Raw genomic sequence first — 18,370 nt, 5'->3', positions numbered from 1 at the left:
CGATTATGGTAAATAAGAAGATACTTGGTATGGACATCGGCGGGACCAACCTGCGCATGGGCCTTGTGGATGAAACCCTGTCCGTGTCCTGTCTGGAGGTGATTCCCGCCAGACAGGTATACCAGTCGGATAACACACCGGAAGCCTTAAGCGCAGTGATAAAGGACTACATCAACCGCCATCAGGACGGCGGACGTCCCCTCATGATAGCTGCCGGTTTCCCGTCCGTTGTTGACAAAAGCAGAAGGCGGCTGTATTCATCTACCAATTTCCCCGGTCTGGACGGCGTGGACATCGTAGGCACGCTGGAAGACAGCCTGGGCATCCCAGCCATCATTGACCACGATGCCTACTACCTCCTGGCCTACGACATCCGCCAGTTCCACCTTCCTTCCAGCGGGGCCGTGACCGGGTTTTATTTCGGCACAGGGATGGGCAATGCAATCTACATAAACGGAATGCCTTTTACAGGTAAAAACGGGGCTGCCGCAGAGGTGGGCCACATCCAGACAGGCTTAAGCAGCCGTCCCTGCAGCTGCGGCAATAAGGGGTGTATTGAGATGTATTGCTGCGGAAAGGCCCTGGAACAGCTGCAGGGAACATGCTTTGCAGATACGGATATTTCTGAGCTGTTTACAAAGTGGGGGGATACCCGGGAATTAGACGAATTCGTCCGGTACATGTCCGTGCCGGTGGTTGCGGAAATAAATATCCTGGACCCGGAGGCAGTTGTCATCGGAGGCGGGATTGTCCAGATGAAGGATTTCCCCAAGGAAAAGCTGGTTCAGTATATATTGGAGCATGCACGGAAACCTTACCCCGCAGACAATCTGGAAATCTACTTTTCAGCGCCTTCGCCGAAGAATGGGATTATAGGCGCCGGAATCGTGGGATTTGACAGATTGCAGTCTTTATGAACTTACAGGGGATTGCGTATACACGGACACCCTCAGTCCTTTCCTTATATCGTGTATAAGGAGGGCTGAGGGTGTTTTTATCTGTTACATGATCCTGACATTCTTAAGCGTCCCGGTCTTGGAAAACTGCGTCCATTCGCACACATTCACCGCATGGTCGCCAATCCGCTCCAGGTATTTTGCAACCATCAGAAGGTCAATTCCCTGGTCCGCCTGGCCGGGAGCTGATTTAAGCAGCTCGATGACATCTGTCTTTACCTGATTGAAAAGCATATCCACCTCGTCATCCCGGTCAATGATTTCCAGGGCTGACGTAAGGTCCTGGGCGATGAATGCCTCGATTGCGTCGTGGACCATTTTCTGGGCCGAGGCCGCCATCACCGGCAGATGCTTTACAATGTGGTATGCGTGTTCGCTTTTTATGCGCAGGATAAGTTCCGCGATATCCGACGCGTGGTCGCCGATGCGCTCTAAGTCCGTTACCACCTTAAGGGCGGTGGATACCTGGCGCAGGTCGCTGGCAACCGGCTGCTGCCTGAGGATCAGGGACAGGCATCTGGACTCAATGGCCCGCTCCATGTCATTCACCGTGCGGTCGCCCTTAATCACATCCTCTGCCATCATATAATCCTGGTCCTCAAATGCCGTAAATGTCTGTTCAATGGCGCTTTCCACCATGTGGGCCATTTCCTTTAAATCCTGCTTAAGCTCTCCCAGCTCATGCTCATAAGTTACCCTTACACTCATCTGTGATTCCTTTCTTTCTATGCACGCTTACAACCCTGCACTGCACATATCCATGCAATGGCTGTCCTGCCCCATCATCCAAAACGTCCTGTGATATAATCCTCTGTCCTCTTATCCTTTGGCATGGTGAACAGTTCGTCGGTTGCAGCGTATTCCACCACTTCCCCAACCAGGAAGAATGCCGTGTAATCCGCAATCCTGGTGGCCTGCTGCATGTTATGGGTAACAATGGCAACCGTATATTTGCTCTTAAGGTCATCCATCAGGTCTTCTATCTTCAGGGTGGAAATGGGATCCAGGGCCGAGGTCGGCTCATCCATCAAAAGTACCTCCGGCTCCACTGCCAGCGCCCTTGCGATGCACAGACGCTGCTGCTGCCCGCCGGACAGGCCCAGGGCCGACTTCTTCAATCGGTCCGACACCTCATCCCACAGCGCGGCGCCCTTAAGGCTCTGTTCCACAATGGCATCCAGCTGGGCCTTGTTCTTAATGCCGTGGATCCGTGGACCGTATGCCACATTGTCGTATATGCTCATGGGGAATGGATTGGGTTGCTGGAATACCATGCCGATCTTCTTCCTGAGCAATGTGGTGTCCACCTGGGGATCATAGATATCCTCGTCATCCAGACGCACGCTTCCCTCTATCTTCACACCGGGCACCAGGTCATTCATGCGGTTCAGGGTCTTCAGGTAGGTTGACTTGCCGCATCCTGAAGGGCCTATAAAGGCAGTTATCTTATTTTCATATAAATCCAGGCTGACATCCTTCAAGGCGTGGTTCTCGCCATAATACAGGTTCAGGTCCTGGGTTGATATCTTGGTCTTTGTTTCCATCTTCTCTCTCCTTGTCTGACTTCAGGCGTCCGGCCCTGCATGTCTCTTGTGACATTCCATATCAGATACGGTTTTCCGCATTAAACTTATGGGACAGGTATTTGGCCAGCCCGTTGATTCCCAGCACGATCACCAGCAGGACCACGGCCACTCCGAATGCTTCATTGTATTTCGCCTTCTGCATGAACAGGTACAGCTGGATGGTCAGGGTTCCTCCTGATTCCAGTATCTTCCCAAGCAGGTTCTTTGGAAGGTAGTAGCCGCTTCCCGCGGTAAACAGAAGGGCTGCGGATTCCCCCACGATGCGCCCGATTGCCAGGATGACCCCGGTAAGGATCCCGGGCATGGCGCTTGGCAGGAGGATGGTGCGTATCATGTACCATTTGGTGGCCCCGATTCCAAGGGCGCCGTGGCGGTAGCTGTCCGGCACGGTCTTAAGGGCCTCCTGGGTGGTCCTGGTAATCAGCGGAAGGATCATCAGGGTAAGGGTGAGGGCGCCGGTAAGGATGGAATATCCCAGGCCTAAGGTATTTCCAAAGAACACCATTCCAAAAAGGCCGAAGATAATGGAGGGGATGCCTGACAATGTCTCTGTTGTAAATTCAATCAGGCGCACCACTTTTCCAGGTCTGGCGTATTCGTTTAAGTATACGGCTGAACCGATTCCGATGGGTGTTGCAATCAGCAGGGTTATGGCCACGATATAGAGGGTATTGATGATATTGCCCAGGATACCGAAGGTCCCTTTGGTGGCGCTGGAGGCAGTGCTTAAAAACGACCAGGTCACATGGGGTATCCCGCGCACAAATACATATCCCATGATTCCTGCCAGCAGCAGGATGGAAAAGGCCGCGCATCCGTAGATGACGCCGGTGAGGATTACATCCGAGCTTCTCACACGCCTGCCGTATATGCTTTCGTGAAGCGTGGATCTGCGGTTGGCCCGGACCGCCATATCAGATGCCGCATTTCCTGTCATGTTTCCGGTCATATCACCTGTCATTTTTCCTGTCTCCTTTCTTTAAGATCCTGGTCAGGCTTACATTGATGAACATGATGAACCCGAACAGGACCAGGCCGATGGTGAACAGCACCTGCCTGTGAAGTCCGGCCGCGTATCCCATCTCCGACACAATGGCGGTTGTAAGGAAACGCACGGAGTTAAATGGAAGAGGAAGGTTTACCGAGCTTCCCGACACCAGGCTGATGGCCATGGCCTCGCCGATGGCCCTTCCGGTCCCCAGTACAATTGCTGTGATGATACCGGATTTTGCCGCCGGGACAATGACCTGGAATATGGTCTGTATCTTCGTTGCCCCAAGGGCCAGGGACGCGCTCCTCAGATGGCCCGGCACAGCCCGCAGGGAGGATTCGCTTATATTGATTACAGTGGGAAGGATCATCAGGGCCAGCACCAGCACCGCGGATATCAGGTTGGCGCCCCCGGTAAACTGGTGGCTTTCGGAACCTTTGAAGATAATCAGTTCCAGTTTATACATAAGTGGATTCAGTATCAGTATGCCCAGCAGTCCGTAGATGACCGACGGGATGCCTGCTAACAGTTCCACGGCGGGACGGACAACATCCGCCACCTTCCTTGGCGCCACCTCCGCCAGGAAGATGGCTGTCATGACGCCGATGGGAACGCCAATCAGGATGGCCAGGAATGTTCCTGCAATAGAGGTCAGTATGACATACAGGATACCGAAGCTGGGGGAAGCCGCCGCGGGCTGCCATAATGTCCCGAACAGGATTTCCAGTATACCCACCTTAAACAGCGCAGGCGTACCGCTGATGACCATATATAATGTTATGGAAGCAACAGCCAGCACAGCGAAAAAGCCGCAGGCGGTGAAGATTGCCTGTGCAGCTTTCTCGACTGCGGACTTGCTGCCATGATGGGAACGTATGGAAAATGTGTCCGCTCTCATGCAGGTAAGTCTCCTTTCATATCCGGATTATTTGTCAACTGCAATCAGTCCGACGGACTTTACGATTTCCGCTCCTTCGTCTGAGTAGATGTAGTCAAACAATGCCTTTACAAGGTCGCTCTGCTCACTGATCTCACCCTTGGTTGCCATTACGAAGGGACGGCTTAAGAAATAGCTGCCTGCCTTGATGTTTTCTTCTGTCGGTTCTGCGCCTTCCAGTTTAAGGGCTTTTACGGAATCATCCAGGACATCCAGGGACACGTATCCAATGGCGCCTGGTGTGGAGGCAACCTTTGCCATGACAGCGCCTGTGCTGTCCAGTTCATTGCTGTATCTGCAGATGTCTTCCAGCTTTAACAGTTCTTCAAATGCGCTTCTTGTGCCGGAACCTGATTCACGTCCAACCACTACGATTGGTGCATCGCTGCCGCCAACATCCTTCCAGTTTGTCACTTTTCCTTCATATATATCGGATAACTGCTGTTTGGTCAGGTCCTCTACCGTATTGGCCGGGTCAATCACAACTGCGATTCCGTCGATTGCAACGATATTTTCAGCAACGCCGTTGGCCTTTTCCTCGTCCTTTAAGTTTCTGGAGGAATTACCGATATCCGCCGTGCCGTTGGAAACCGCCTCAACACCTGCGCCGGAACCAACAAACTCTGCTGTAACCGTTACATTGGGATATTTCTCCATAAAGGACTCGCTCAGCGCATTGGCGAATTTCTCCATGGAGGTGGAACCTACCATACTGATGGAACCGCTTAAGTCTGCTGCTGCTTCAGAACCGGCTGCTTCGGATGTCCCTGCCGCTTCACTGGTATCGGCCTGTGCCCCGGTTGTTGTTACTGACCCTGCCGTGGTGGTCGGAGCCGCCGTGGTTGTCTCTCCTGCAGAACTCCCGCATCCTGCCAGCATTCCCATTGCAAGCATTGCAGAACCCATAAGTGCCATTATCTTTTTGCTGTTCATTTTCATAATACTCTGCCTCCGATTTTTCTGCGAAATTCAAATACGTTTTCATCTTCGTCTTTTCTTTTTGTACTTCCGATTACATTTTGGAGTATACAAAAGTTTTACATTTGCTGAAAGCAAGGTATGGTATAGATTTTGTAAAATCTGCGTAAAGCCGCAATACCCATGTGTATTTAGCTAAAGTGCACAATTTTTTTTATTTTCCTTATACACATTAGACATTTACATCCCTATGAGATTATGATAAATTTATATCAGAAAATAGATATGAGGTAATACCTCTTATCTTTAAAAGAATAATATGGAGGATACGATGGACAAATCAATTGATATCAGGAACTTAAAACGCTGCGCTGAGATTTCCAGGGAGTCACGGGCAGGAGGAAACACTCCTTTTGGCGCGCTTCTTGCTGATAAGGAAGGCAATATCCTGCTGGAACAGCCCAATGTGGAGATTACGGAGAATAAATGCACGGGACACGCAGAGACACAGGTGGCAGAAAAGGCGTCCCAGCAGTATTCCAAGGAATTCTTAAAAGACTGTACCCTTTACACCACGGCAGAACCTTGCGCCATGTGCGCCGGGGCCATTTACTGGGCCGGCATCGGCCGGGTGGTGTACGGCATGTCTGAGAAGGACCTGCTGGCGCACACAGGGGCCGACCCCCAGAACCCAACCTTTGACCTGCCCTGCCGTGAGGTATTTGCAAGGGGACAGAAGGAGATTGAGGTTGTGGGTCCGTTCCCGGAGCTGGTGGAAGAGATTGCCGGTGTGCATGAGGGATATTGGAATAACTAAGACGTGTTCAGGAACTGAATCATGTATTGGAATGGAGGATATGAGATGGAACAGCAGAACCAGAACCAGGCCGCGGACACGGAATTTTCCCGCTGCGCCGTACCTGCGGATCAGAGAAAAACCTATTTCAGCCTTACCATTGTATGGACTGGCTTTGTATTTGTAATAACCAGCATGATGGCTGGCGGCGGTCTTGCAGCCGGCATGGATTTTAAACATATCATACTGGCCACACTGGGAGGCAACGTTTTCCTAAGCATCATTGCGGTATTAATCAGTATCATCGCCTGTAAGACAGGGCTTACCTTTGCACTGCTGACCAGGTACAGCTTTGGATCCACCGGCTCCAAGGCAGCTTCCATCTTCGTGCCTGTGGTGAACTTGGGCTGGTACACCATCCAGGCCGCCACCTACGGACATTTCGTGGCCCAGGTGTTCCATATGGGGCAGGTAGGAGAAGGTATCTGTATGGCTGTCAGCGCCATTGTCATGGGAATCTTTGCCATGTGCGGCATAGGCGCAATTACCATTCTTGGCTATATTGCAATCCCGGCCATTGTATTCCTGTCCATTGCAACAGCCATCCGCTCCTTAGGCGTCATCGGCGGCATGGATGCCCTGTTTGCCTACGTTCCATCCTCTGACATGCCTCTGTTCACAGGCATCACGGCTGTCATCGGCACATGGGTCCTGTCCACAGCCACCTGTATTGCGGATATCATGCGGTATGCCAAGGACACAAAGGCAGCTGTCTCCGCCACCCTTACCGGGCTTCTGGGCGGCAACATCCTGATGATTGTCTGCGGCGCCATTGCAGCCATTGCCATGCAGAACAGCGACCTGACGGTCATCCTTCTGGGATTCGGCCTGGTCATCCCAAGCCTGATCCTGATGACAACCAATATCTTCACCACCAACGCGGCAAACCTGTACTCCACATCCCTGAACCTTTCCAATGCATTCAAGATGGAGCGCAAGAAAATGCTGGCAATCCTGCTGGTGCTGTCCGCGCTGGCAACCCTGACCAGACCATACGAAATCGGCTTCCTGTTCACATTCCTGAACATACTGGGAACCGTTGTCCCGCCCTTATCAGGAATCATCCTTTCCGATTACTTCCTGGTACATAAAGGCCGCTATGCTGCCTATGATAAAGCCAGCTTCTGCAAATGGAATCCTGTTCCATGGATTACCTGGGCCATCTCCATTGCGCTGGTGTACATGATTCCCTTCGGACTTCCATCCTTAAACGGAATCATACTTGGGGCAGTCCTCTATACCGCACTCATGGCTGTAAGCAAGCAGCGGGTAACCACCAACCTGGCAGAAGAAGCATAGAAAGAGGGGTATATCAGATGGACAGATATAAATTCAGCGCGTTGATCGGCACCGTGATTATGGGCATTGGCTCCTTTATGGGATGCCTGGCTGAGAATCCTGTATTCATCCATACGGGAAATGCTCTTTTGGTTGTAAGCATCCTGATTATGATATATGGGTATTCCAGGTGGCAGCCATAAGTATGGACTGAATGGGAACATGAAGGCAGCCAGATGGGGAATCCGGTTGCCTTGACAGATAGACACTTATGGGGGCATCCTCCCGGACGGTTTCTGGTCCGGGAGGGTGCCCCCTGAAACATTACGAATCTTTTTTTGCATTATTGTTTTCGTAGGATAAATATTAAAACCATGCTTTGGTTGATGTCTGCCGTTTCAGCCACATATTACATAGCTAAAACGAAGGCGCATCATCCCGCCTATAAACCTGTATTCAGCATTTCTTCCATGCAAATCTTGGCCCTTCCTCCCCCATCACCTCAGTTGGTACGAACCCTGCCTTCAGAAGGACCCTTTGTGAAGCAATGTTGTTGGAATCGGTTTCTGATTCAATACAGGATACGCCCTCTTGAGTGATTGCCCATTTAGCCATGGCGGTAACAGCCTCTGTCATCAACCCCCTGCCTTCATAACCTTCTTTCATTCCGTAACCGATTTCTACGCTCCCATTATCATTTAATCCCTTAAAGCACAGGTCCCCAACGATTTGTCCGCTGCCATCGTTAAGCTGCATGAACCATATGGTGTGCCAAATACGCTGTTCAGGTGATTTTTTACAGCCGGCAAGCATTTCCATGTATGCCCTTTTCAATTCCCCGTTGGTTTCCTGATTAATTTTTATTATCATTTCATCGTCAGAAATTGGGAATATGGACATTCTTTCGGTTGTTACCATTATCATTGCAATCACTTCCTCCCAAAATATAACATTTCAACCTGACCTGTATGATAAATCCTATCCTGATATAGCCGCCTGACTATTCATTCCCCCGGAAATAACTCCTTCATCCTGTTTTCTACTTTTTCATCCAGCCCCTTCAAAACATCCTGATTATTCCCATCTGCCCTCTTAAGGTATTCCTGCGCCTTTTCTTCCGAGATGCCTTTGATATCAGTAAGCCGGCCATCTGAATTCCTTATGGCTGATAAACTGACGGTTCCTGCTTCGTCATACCAGAATGATTCAAAAGAACCATCAGGCAGTTCATCTGCAAGAAGTTTTACACGCTGGTCATTATAATATAGTATCTGACCGTCTGATGAAACAGTGATTCCATAGGATGAATATTGATTAAATTTATTTTGGCCTGCCATATCCACCGTTGTTTCTGCTGCTGTATCCTTTGCTATATCCTTTGCTAAATTTTTTGTTTCATTCTCTTTTATATCTTGGGCTGCTCTGCCTTCCATATCCTGCGCTGCTTTTTCAGAATGGTCCTGAGAGTTGGGGGCTTGGTTGTTACGGGCTTGAGTATTACGGTCATCGGCAAAGAAAGCAGAACAGTATTCCTGCGCTTTTTCCCTTGAGATACGTTCAATCCCGGTAATATTGCCGGATGCATTCCTGCTGACAGACAGATTAACTGTACCTGCTTCGTCCAAAAAGAAGGCTTCCGCATCCGAATGTCCATCCATAAAAAGCCGTACCCTCTCCCCGTTATACAGCAGCATTTCCCCATCATCTGAAACAGTAATCCCATAGGATGAATATACGGCATAGGTTTCAGGGTTGGGGTGGAACTTGTAACCATAAGAAAACTCTGGGGAAACCACGATATCTTCTTTTATAGGTCCGGGCGTTCCCTTTGTCTCCGCCTTTGCCGTAAAAGCAGAACCCGTACCCAGGGTGAGTACCAAAGCGGCACAGAGAACCGCAATCCCTGATTTCTTTTTACTCATATCCATAATTGAAACAATCCTTTCCTTCAGGCTTTGCCTGGATCCATAAAAATTAGTTGACAGCGCGGTCCTCTGTCCCGATTGGTACCTGACCACACCGATAATTGTTTCACTGTAATACTGCCGTACATCCGGATCCGCACTGCGTATGACTTCCTTGTCGCAGGATAATTCACATTGGATATCAATGGCCTTTGCCATCATGTAAACAATGGGATTGAACCAATGGACGGCGGTTGCAGCCAGTACCAGACACTTATACCATAAGTCCCCGCGCCTGTAGTGTATCAGTTCATGCTTCAGGATGAAACAGAGTTCATCTTCTGAAAAATCCGCTTTGGGCAGCAGTATACGCGGGCTTATAAAGCCTACCATCATAGGGGTCCCAATACTGCCGCAAACCTTCAGTCCCATGGGCCTTGATAATCCCATCCCCGCTTTCAGGTTTTGAAATATCGTCAGGGTCCGGTTGTCCGTGACGTCTTCACTCCACCTGGCCGCTAATTTCAAAAAACGGTAATGCCGAATCATATGATACATAAGAAATGCAATCACTCCCACCATCCATATTACCGCCGTAATCTGCCACCCAGTCATGTGCGGCAGGGTGGAGGGCAGATAATCAACAGGCATGGCCTCCGGTATCCCTGTCCCGGTACGGATAACAGGCGCCGCCGGATGGACCGGCACATGGACCCTGACCACTGCGTTGCCAGTCTGGGGGCGGAACGGGATAATCAGCCCAAGCACAATCACAAGCCATGTATAATAACGGCCTGTTACAGAATAGTGCTTTGCCAGAAGCGGTGTTACAGCCATGTAAAAAAGTGCAAGCGCCGACATGGTAACGGAGCATACCGCCAGCGTAATCAGAAAGCCCTGCATATTAATTCCTCCGTTCTTTGGCCCATGTCAACAGCTCGTCAATATCCTTGTCCGTAAGGGCCTCATCATCATACAAGGTGTTAATCAGGTTAAAAAGAGAGCTGTTGTGATACTGCTTCATGAAGTTGCCAGTTTCAAACTTCAGGTAATCTTCTTTACTTACAAGCGGGAAATAGGTACGCTCTTTTCCATGTTTTTCAGAACGCAGGAACCCCCGCTCAACCAGACGGAGCATAAGGGTAACAACGGTCTGTATCTTCCACTCTTTTTCTTTTCCCAACTGCTCCCTGACAGATGTGGTGGTCACGGGCGGCTCATTGTCCCATATTACCTTCATCACGTCAAACTCTGCGTCCGGCAGTTTTTTTAACTTTTCCATAGAATCAGCTCCTTTAAGACAATTGTCTTTCTTTTATACTACGCCTGTCTTAAATCGATGTCAAGGTATTTATGAAAATGATTCTGAGATTTTTGATAATACTTCCGAAATTTTTGAAAATGCTTTCGAAATCTTTGATAATACTTCCGCCATCCGCCCCTATGCCAGCTATCATGCAGCAACGCCGCCCATGATGTCATGTTGGGCGGCGTTGTCTGTTGGTTGAGCTTTCACAATCACTTGTTTCCTGCTATAAAACTCAGGTAATTTAGGAAAAAATCAATTTATTAATATATTCCTGTTAATAGTCCAATAAAATATATTGAAAACGATAAAATCACACAGGAAATCATGGTCATAACCACACCTGCCCTAGCCATATCCCCTATACTAAAATAACCTGCAGAATACGATATGACGCTAGTCGGAGTCGAGGTCACCAGAATAAAAGCAAGGGATAAAGTGAGACAGGCAGGAATCACAATTCCCAAAACCGGAAGTTTGTAAGTAAACGCCAGAACAATCATGATTGGGATAATGATGGACGCCGTTACTGTATTGCTGGACAATCCAACTTTCAAGATACTGATAATAAAGATTATCATGAATATCCTCACCAGTACAGGCATATGGACGATTCCCTTTAACAAAAGAAGGGCCAGCCACTCAGCTGCTCCAGCATTATATACGGCCAGCCCCAAGGATATTCCACAAGCAATCAAAAGTATTCCATCCCAGGAAATCTCCTTTTGTATTTCTTTCCAGGAAATAGAAATCACGCCTGGAAAATTAAACAGACAAAGGCAAAGAACCGCTGGAACTGAGGTACCTATTTTGATTCCCAGGATTCTGCTCAGCCACCCAGAAGTAATCCAAAGAAATGCCGTTATCAGAAAAATGATGATTGCATGCCGTTCATCTCTGCTGATTGGTGGCAGCTGCTTAAAATCATGCTCCATATCCTCCTTAGACTTATTTAAATACTTCTTTTCAGGCCTGAAAAACAAAAGCAATATAATCCAAGAAGGAATTATAAGAAGGGCAACTGATGGAATTCCATAAATCATCCATTGTGTAAAAGAAATATCTATACCAGCTATGTCACTGATAAATCCTATGGCCAGGGGATTAGGGCCAGCTCCTGCCGGTGTACCTATTCCGCCAATGAGAGGTCCCCATGCACACGCAATCATAAGAGCCTTGCCAAAATTACTCTCCATTGGTTTCATTTTCTCTTCCTGAAGAACGGTAACTGCCAATGGCATTAAAATAGCTGCTGCTGCCATTGCTGTCATCCACATGGAGAGTAATGGGCCCACAATCAGAAATCCCAACAGGATTCTGGAAGTACTATTTCCTGTTTTTGATAAAATGTAAACAGAAATTCTTTTTCCAATTCCCGTTCTTGTCACCACGGAAGATAGTGTTAATACTCCAATAAAAAACACAACAGTATCATTTCCAAACCCCTGTTTAATTAGATTGGCAAAGGTGTCAATCTTAGCAAAACACATAAAGAGAATCCCAATGAATCCCGTTACATGGAAAGGAACCGGTTCTCTTATCCATAAAACCAGACAAAATGCAAGAATCCCCAATGACCTTCTCCCGGTCATATCCAGTACCGCTCCGTCTATTTTTAAAACACTATCGCCCAAAGGCATATATGATATAAAAAGATATACCGCAATTGCAGCCAGAAACGAAATATATCTGCTTCTGAGGTTTCTTATCCCATTTCTTTTTCCCTTCACTCATCTTCCCTCCTCACCCAGTATTGCATTCTATAAAATTTGCTTAGCAGATTTATATGTTGAAACCCATATCTGCTAAGCAACCCAGTTTACTTTAATTTAATTGACAGATAATCCTTACATACCTGTTTTACAGCAATCTCTGTTGGTATGCGTTCTATAGATGATGCACCTACAAAGCCCACTGCAGCTGAATGGTTCATCACATACTCAGCATCTTCCGGACTTGTAATGGAACCTCCATGACACATAGTAATAATGCGTGGATTGATATCCTTGGCTGCGCGCAGAATCTGGTCAGACCTTTCTGCTGCTACATCCAAAGGACTTTGTTCTATAGTACCAACATCCCCGCCTTTTGTAAGTCCCATATGTGAAACAATAATATCAATTCCTGCATCTGCAATCATTTTTGCTTCTTCAACATTGTAACAATATGACATGGTAACCATCCCCATATCGTGAGCCATCTGTAATGTAGAAAGTTCTTTTTTAAATCCCAGTCCCACCTGTTCCAGCTCCGCCCTAAGCTGACCGCCAATCTTCCCAATTGTGGGAAATCCCTGAACACCAGAAAAGCCCAGCTCCTGCAGTTTATGTAAAAATCGTTTCATATCTCTTGTAGGGTCAACACCGAATATTCCTGCTATGACTGGAGTATTCTTCACCTGAGGAAGGATATCTTTTTCTCCCATTTCTAAAACAACTCCATTAGCATCTGTCACCGGAAGGTTTCCTGCTATTGCGGCAATACCATTCATCCTCAACCGTCCGGAATTATATACGCCAATCAAATCCACACCACTGCTGTCACATATTCTGGCAATTAACCCGGTTCCAACTCCACAGAATAACAGAGACTGTCTTTTGGAGATTTTTTTATAGTACCTGCTAAGTACTTCATCTCTTGTATAAACCTCAGCCATTATTTCTCCCCCTAAAATATTCTTTTAATCTTATTTCCAGTTTCATATTTACCCTTAAGCCAGTTTCCCTTAAGCATATCCCTTAAGTCACAGTACATAAGTTCATTAAAGTCCGGATCATTAATATGAAAGTCTGCCTGATATACCTGTATATTCTGATTGTCCTTTTTCAAATTATTAAGAAATCCATCAATAAAGCGTTCCGCCCTGAATGACCATCTGGGATTTTTTTCTGATGCAATCCACGATGGCCCGGTGCCTGGTCCTGCCCATCCTTTATTGATATCCGGCTTTTCAATATCATAAGCACTCCAGCCTCTCATAGGGATAAAAAAAGACACCGGAGCCGTTGCGCAATTTAATTTCTTTGCAAAGCTCATACCAAGTCCATATGCCTCATCTGGTGTGACTGTACATATTGTGCAATATGTATTATGAAAATGGGCCTTTCTCCCTTTTACTCCGCCATCTATTTCTCCATTCAATCTGTCCCCCATCTCACCCCGGTTCCGGAAACTGGAGAAATCAACGCTTCCTGGAGACATGATTTGAGGAATTCCATTAGAGGCAGCTGAACTCATCCTTCCCGGACCAGCATTATTAATACCACCGAGAAGATGGGCGCTGCATTCACCCAGTGTTGTATCTGCCACAGCAGAAAAATATCCCTCACTTATCATTGCTTCCATGGTTTTTCCACCCTCACCATTTGCATGAAAAATCATACCGTCCACTTCCCCATCTTCATCCAGGCGTTTCATTATATATTGGGCACAGGGAGTCGTAACCCCCTGCATGGATACAGCCACCAATGGTTTAGATTGTTCATCCGTATATGAAAAATATGCTTTTGCACCGCCTGCAACAATCCCTGCAGCAGTATTTAATATCTGACGGGATACACGGTTCAAGCCAGATTCCGTCACCGGATACATCATGGCAATATCTTTTTCTCCTATGTATTCAGCAGAATTATGTAGCATTGTGGATAAAAGTATTTTGGGGAACCCCAATGGCAGTATTTGCATCACCTTTGATGAAATAGAACTTCCCATCCCTCCACAATATGATATGAATCCTTGTATTCTTCCCTCTTTATACAGATTACTAACCAGTTTTACAGCTGCATTCGTCACAACAAGAGCCGCTTCCCCTCTGCTTAAAGAAAAAATATCTTCCGGTTTCTTTCCAATTTCCCCAAGAAGCCGTGAAAGACTTATATCCACCCATGGTTCGTCTATCTGTTTCCCCAAGCTAAATTCCATGACCAATGTATCACAGCCATATAGACGGATTTTTTCAGCCATATATTGGATTTCTTTTCCTTTTGTGTCTAAAATACCTGAAACGACCACAACTGGTTTCATCTTTTCTCCTTTCGGCTAATATCAGCCAAATACTCCAAAATCATATCATTAACAGAATTAAAATCAGTACAATCCCAAAATCGGCTCAGACAATTATAAATTTCCTGTGTTTCCTTTTTATTAAACAGATGGGACAGACAGTCTGAAAATTTTTCATATTGTTCTGATTGCATAAGCGTCTTTGTCCTCTCACCTTTTGCATTCTCCCCCATGTAATCCAGATATGTACCATCCTTGAAGTATACTTTCAGATAGCTTGCAAAATTTGAACTGGAACAAAAATCATTTTTCTCATATATATAAATTCTGTTTATAAAATTCTTGGCTGTTTCATCTATCCCTGCCTCATCCAGGAAATACTCCGTTTTCATATCTCCATATATCAATGACAGCGCAATGCAGTAAGCTGTACTGAATTTGGCCTGTTCGGTATTTTCAGGAATCCTGTAAGTGTCTAATCTCAATGCTGCCGAATCCATATAGCATTCCACATAGTCCACTTTGTCAAAGGAAAATCCCGGAGTGTCATGCATCCATATAGCGCCATCAATCGCATTATGATTGCTTCTGCATGTAGGATATGGTTTTTGAATAATGCCCGGGGTAAAGAGAAAACTTTCTTTACAGTCAAATGCACCTAAAACCATATCCATATCAAATTTCTTCGTAAAACAGCTGACAAATCCATTAATGGATTCAAAAACATCATAAGAGGACAAAATTCCTTCTTTGGCCAGACCTGCGCATCTTATTCCTTTCATACACAAGTGTCCGACTGTAATGTTTTTTGCGCCTGTCCCATAATTTCCCTTTGTCCCGCCAGCTTCACAGCTTGCAATACCAAGTGCCGAACATGTATGCTCCATGTCCAGGTCTAATAGTCTTGCAGCGGCAGCCGTGGCTCCGAATATACCAAACACAGTAGTCGGATTCCAGGCAGGATTCAGATTTTCCACACCTAGTCCGTATCCCATCCTCATAGAAACCTCCATGCCTGTAATATATGCGTCAAGCATCTCAACACCTGATTTGTGCATAGCTTCTCCCATTGATAATATAACCGGGAATACCGGTATACTGGGATGTCCGCAACCCGCTATCGTCATATCATCATAATCACAGTCATGAGCTGATATAGCATTCACAAATGCAGCATTTTCCATGTCTGTCTTAAATGGTTTCCGGCAATATACCGTAGACTGGCTTTTGCCTGATAGCTTTCTTACATAATTTATTGCAGAGAGGGGTGTACGCTGCGTACATCCCAGAAGCATACAGCCAAAAGAATCCAGGAAACACCGTATTGCAACATTGTTTATATCTTCTCCATAATGCCTGTCACGGCAGATAAATCCGGCTACCTTTTCTGATATGCGCATAAGCCACCCCTGACTTTCTACAATGGTTCAATATCACGATGCGTATAGATAACAAATACTTTAAGCAGTTCATTGGAATAATTGCCTGTGGAATGTAACTGTCCCCGGTTCATCCACAACACATCCCCTGGTTTCACTTCAAAGCTTTTTTCCGTCCCATCTTCCAGTATATATCTATGAATCCCACTCCCCTCCAATATCAAGATGATTTCTTCTGAATCCCGATGGATGTGAGGTTCATGCCCCTGTCCAGGATATATTTTTAAAATACCACTGGTAAGATACGGACTATCTGTCACAGCAGGAAAAGTCAGCCAATGTATCTCCCCTCCCCATGGTGTATGCCTCATTGGAACATTCTTCTCTGATACTACTTTTGCCCATTCACCCATAATCTACCTTCTCTCAATATTATTTATACCCCAGCATTGATGGCAGCCACGTAGACAGACCCGGGATGAATATAATCATCAACAAAACAACCATGCTTGTAATCACAAAGGGGATTATTGGTTTTATGACCCTTGACATTGGGCAATTTGCTATCTGACATCCCACAAACAGATTTAATGCCATAGGCGGGGTAATAAGACCAATCGCCAGACAAAAGATAACAATCATTCCAAAATGGGTTTCCCCGAATCCAAGCGCAGTTGCAATAGGAAGCATGATTGGAACCATCAGTATAATAGATACGGACATATCCATCAGCATTCCCATTATAAGAAGCAGTACTACTATTAACATCAGGACTATCCACTTATTATCTGAAACCCCCAAGATAGCCGCTGATATCTGTCCTGGTATCTGCAGTAATGTGAGCAGTTTTCCAAAGTAACTTGCAAAAGCGACAATTACCAGTATTTTTCCTGCCGTCATGGCAGACCCTACCGCAATCCTTGGAAGATCAGAAAACTTTATCTCATGGTAAATAAATATGCTTACAAATGCCCCATAGATAATAGCAACTGCCGCTGCCTCCGTAGGAGTAAATACACCCGAATAGGTTCCCCCCAGGATGATAAATGGCATAATGAGACCAGGAATCACACTAATTACAGTCTGGACCGGAGATTTTGTATTTTCCTGGGCAGGTTTTATTCCTTCCTTTTCAATTTCTTCTGCTGTATTCAACCATTTCTTCACCTGCATTTTATTTAATATGACAAATGCTACCGTTGCCAGCAATCCTGGAACAACACCAGATATAAACATTTTACCTATAGATGCATTAGCCGTGACACAGTACAGTACAATCGGTACACTGGGTGGTATCAAAATACCCAGATATCCTGCTGCAGATGATAATGCTGTGGCATATTCCCGTTTATATCCGTTTCTAATCATCTCAGGAACCATCAGGCCTCCTATTGCAGCAACTGCTGCTGCCGCTGACCCGGATATCGCCCCAAAGAATGCGCAGGCAACAATACAGATTGTACCAAATGCGCTGACTGAATCTTTAAAAAACAGCTTTGCAAAGTCCACCAGGCGTTTGGATACACCACCTTTAAGCATGATATCTCCGGCAAAGATAAAAAAGGGGATTGCTAAAAGCGAAAACGAATCAATACCTCCATAAGTTGTGGAAGCAATCAGGTTGGGGTTAACCCCTGTAAAAAAACTCTGATAGAATAATCCTCCCACAACAAAGGAAAATGCTACAGGAAGCCCCAGTAACACCAAGGCCAGGAATATACCAAATAGTACCATTACTCATCTCCCCCTCTCCTGCAAAGCTGAACCTTAACCGCTATATTTTTTAAACAGAACAGTACTGAACTGATTGCGCAGACAATAGTAGAACAATACATCATCCACATCGGTATCTGCAATACCGGTGATACCATTCCACTCTTAATAGATGCCTTTATCTGAAAAAAGTTATAATATGCAAAACATGCCATTCCTGCCAAAATAAAAACATTCAAGATGATATTTGCATCAAAATTTTTAAACCTCTTATTTAAATAGTTTGGAACAAAATCAATATTAATATGGGACTCATCATTGACAGCCAGTGCCCCTACAATAAACGTCATCCACACCATCAGATAACGTGTCACTTCTTCCAGCCAAGTGATAGAATAAAAGAGGAAATATCTTGTGAGAACACCAGTAAAAGCCAGAATTGACATGAGTAACAGCATCCAACCTATGCAGAATTTCATGAATCTTTCCAAAATCCTGCACATCATTCGTAATAGCTGCATGTAATCCCCCCTTTCATTACAAT

19 protein-coding genes are annotated in these 18,370 nt (G+C 46.2%); 4 read left to right on the top strand and 15 right to left on the bottom strand.

Going from position 1 to position 18,370, the window contains the following annotated elements; all coding sequences use genetic code 11:
* Positions 1-5: 5 nt before the first annotated feature.
* Complete coding sequence (gene alsK, locus MCJ35_RS26535; protein WP_008723667.1) at positions 6-917, top strand: allose kinase; 912 nt, start codon at positions 6-8, stop codon at positions 915-917.
* Between the two features lie 84 nt (positions 918-1,001).
* Here alsK and phoU read toward each other — a convergent pair whose 3' ends face one another.
* The 5 genes from phoU to MCJ35_RS26510 form a co-directional block, all read right to left on the bottom strand.
* Positions 1,002-1,664, bottom strand: a complete 663-nt coding sequence (phoU, locus tag MCJ35_RS26530) for a phosphate signaling complex protein PhoU (protein WP_034577076.1) — start codon at positions 1,662-1,664, stop codon at positions 1,002-1,004.
* Between the two features lie 74 nt (positions 1,665-1,738).
* A complete protein-coding gene (pstB, locus tag MCJ35_RS26525; RefSeq protein WP_008723664.1) occupies positions 1,739-2,500 on the bottom strand; it encodes a phosphate ABC transporter ATP-binding protein PstB in 762 nt (253 codons plus the stop codon).
* Positions 2,501-2,561: 61 nt separating this feature from the next.
* Positions 2,562-3,455 (bottom strand): phosphate ABC transporter permease PstA, encoded by an 894-nt coding sequence (gene pstA / locus MCJ35_RS26520; RefSeq protein ID WP_034577105.1) that lies wholly within the window; start codon positions 3,453-3,455, stop codon positions 2,562-2,564.
* 37 nt (positions 3,456-3,492) lie between these two features.
* Complete coding sequence (gene pstC, locus MCJ35_RS26515) at positions 3,493-4,431, bottom strand: phosphate ABC transporter permease subunit PstC (RefSeq protein ID WP_008723660.1); 939 nt, start codon at positions 4,429-4,431, stop codon at positions 3,493-3,495.
* A 27-nt stretch (positions 4,432-4,458) separates the two neighbouring features.
* The gene (locus MCJ35_RS26510) at positions 4,459-5,409 is read right to left on the bottom strand and encodes a phosphate ABC transporter substrate-binding protein (RefSeq protein WP_025484424.1); all 951 of its coding nucleotides are present in this window, start codon (positions 5,407-5,409) and stop codon (positions 4,459-4,461) included.
* A 310-nt stretch (positions 5,410-5,719) separates the two neighbouring features.
* Between MCJ35_RS26510 and MCJ35_RS26505 the strand changes: the two genes are divergently transcribed.
* The 3 genes from MCJ35_RS26505 to MCJ35_RS26495 are packed head-to-tail and all read left to right on the top strand — an operon-like array spanning position 5,720 to position 7,725.
* Complete coding sequence (locus MCJ35_RS26505) at positions 5,720-6,205, top strand: nucleoside deaminase (RefSeq protein ID WP_025484426.1); 486 nt, start codon at positions 5,720-5,722, stop codon at positions 6,203-6,205.
* A 45-nt stretch (positions 6,206-6,250) separates the two neighbouring features.
* Positions 6,251-7,543: a cytosine permease gene (locus MCJ35_RS26500; RefSeq protein ID WP_120058457.1), complete on the top strand. Its 1,293-nt coding sequence runs from the start codon at positions 6,251-6,253 to the stop codon at positions 7,541-7,543.
* 17 nt (positions 7,544-7,560) lie between these two features.
* Positions 7,561-7,725 carry a hypothetical protein gene (locus MCJ35_RS26495; protein WP_168164735.1) on the top strand — a complete coding sequence of 55 codons (165 nt, stop codon included), beginning with the start codon at positions 7,561-7,563 and terminating at the stop codon, positions 7,723-7,725.
* A gap of 253 nt (positions 7,726-7,978) precedes the next feature.
* Here MCJ35_RS26495 and MCJ35_RS26490 read toward each other — a convergent pair whose 3' ends face one another.
* The 10 genes from MCJ35_RS26490 to MCJ35_RS26445 all read right to left on the bottom strand — a co-directional run bounded on the left by MCJ35_RS26490 (position 7,979) and on the right by MCJ35_RS26445 (position 18,347).
* Entirely contained in the window at positions 7,979-8,446 is a 468-nt protein-coding gene (locus tag MCJ35_RS26490; protein ID WP_025484428.1) for a GNAT family N-acetyltransferase, read from the bottom strand.
* 80 nt (positions 8,447-8,526) lie between these two features.
* Positions 8,527-10,329, bottom strand: a complete 1,803-nt coding sequence (locus MCJ35_RS26485) for a M56 family metallopeptidase (RefSeq protein WP_025484429.1) — start codon at positions 10,327-10,329, stop codon at positions 8,527-8,529.
* Between the two features lies 1 nt (position 10,330).
* Positions 10,331-10,708, bottom strand: coding sequence for a BlaI/MecI/CopY family transcriptional regulator (locus tag MCJ35_RS26480; protein ID WP_008723649.1), 378 nt, complete (start codon positions 10,706-10,708; stop codon positions 10,331-10,333).
* A gap of 287 nt (positions 10,709-10,995) precedes the next feature.
* Positions 10,996-12,462: an SLC13 family permease gene (locus MCJ35_RS26475; protein WP_025484431.1), complete on the bottom strand. Its 1,467-nt coding sequence runs from the start codon at positions 12,460-12,462 to the stop codon at positions 10,996-10,998.
* 89 nt (positions 12,463-12,551) lie between these two features.
* Positions 12,552-13,388 carry a phosphoenolpyruvate hydrolase family protein gene (locus tag MCJ35_RS26470; RefSeq protein ID WP_025484432.1) on the bottom strand — a complete coding sequence of 279 codons (837 nt, stop codon included), beginning with the start codon at positions 13,386-13,388 and terminating at the stop codon, positions 12,552-12,554.
* Between the two features lie 11 nt (positions 13,389-13,399).
* Entirely contained in the window at positions 13,400-14,755 is a 1,356-nt protein-coding gene (locus MCJ35_RS26465; protein WP_025484433.1) for a Tm-1-like ATP-binding domain-containing protein, read from the bottom strand.
* The gene (locus MCJ35_RS26460) at positions 14,752-16,134 is read right to left on the bottom strand and encodes an MmgE/PrpD family protein (protein WP_025484434.1); all 1,383 of its coding nucleotides are present in this window, start codon (positions 16,132-16,134) and stop codon (positions 14,752-14,754) included. The genes MCJ35_RS26465 and MCJ35_RS26460 overlap by 4 nt, the downstream gene beginning before the upstream one ends.
* Positions 16,135-16,151: 17 nt before the next feature.
* The gene (locus tag MCJ35_RS26455) at positions 16,152-16,526 is read right to left on the bottom strand and encodes a cupin domain-containing protein (protein WP_025484435.1); all 375 of its coding nucleotides are present in this window, start codon (positions 16,524-16,526) and stop codon (positions 16,152-16,154) included.
* Positions 16,527-16,545: 19 nt separating this feature from the next.
* The gene (locus MCJ35_RS26450; RefSeq protein ID WP_025484436.1) at positions 16,546-17,847 is read right to left on the bottom strand and encodes a TRAP transporter large permease; all 1,302 of its coding nucleotides are present in this window, start codon (positions 17,845-17,847) and stop codon (positions 16,546-16,548) included.
* The gene (locus MCJ35_RS26445; RefSeq protein WP_025484438.1) at positions 17,847-18,347 is read right to left on the bottom strand and encodes a TRAP transporter small permease; all 501 of its coding nucleotides are present in this window, start codon (positions 18,345-18,347) and stop codon (positions 17,847-17,849) included. The genes MCJ35_RS26450 and MCJ35_RS26445 overlap by 1 nt, the downstream gene beginning before the upstream one ends.
* Between the last annotated feature and the right edge of the window lie 23 nt (positions 18,348-18,370).

It is taken from the genome of Enterocloster sp. OA13, assembly GCF_022440595.1.
GTDB classification, from domain to species: Bacteria; Bacillota; Clostridia; order Lachnospirales; family Lachnospiraceae; genus Enterocloster; species Enterocloster hominis.
This window is presented reverse-complemented; position numbering and strand designations above follow the sequence as displayed.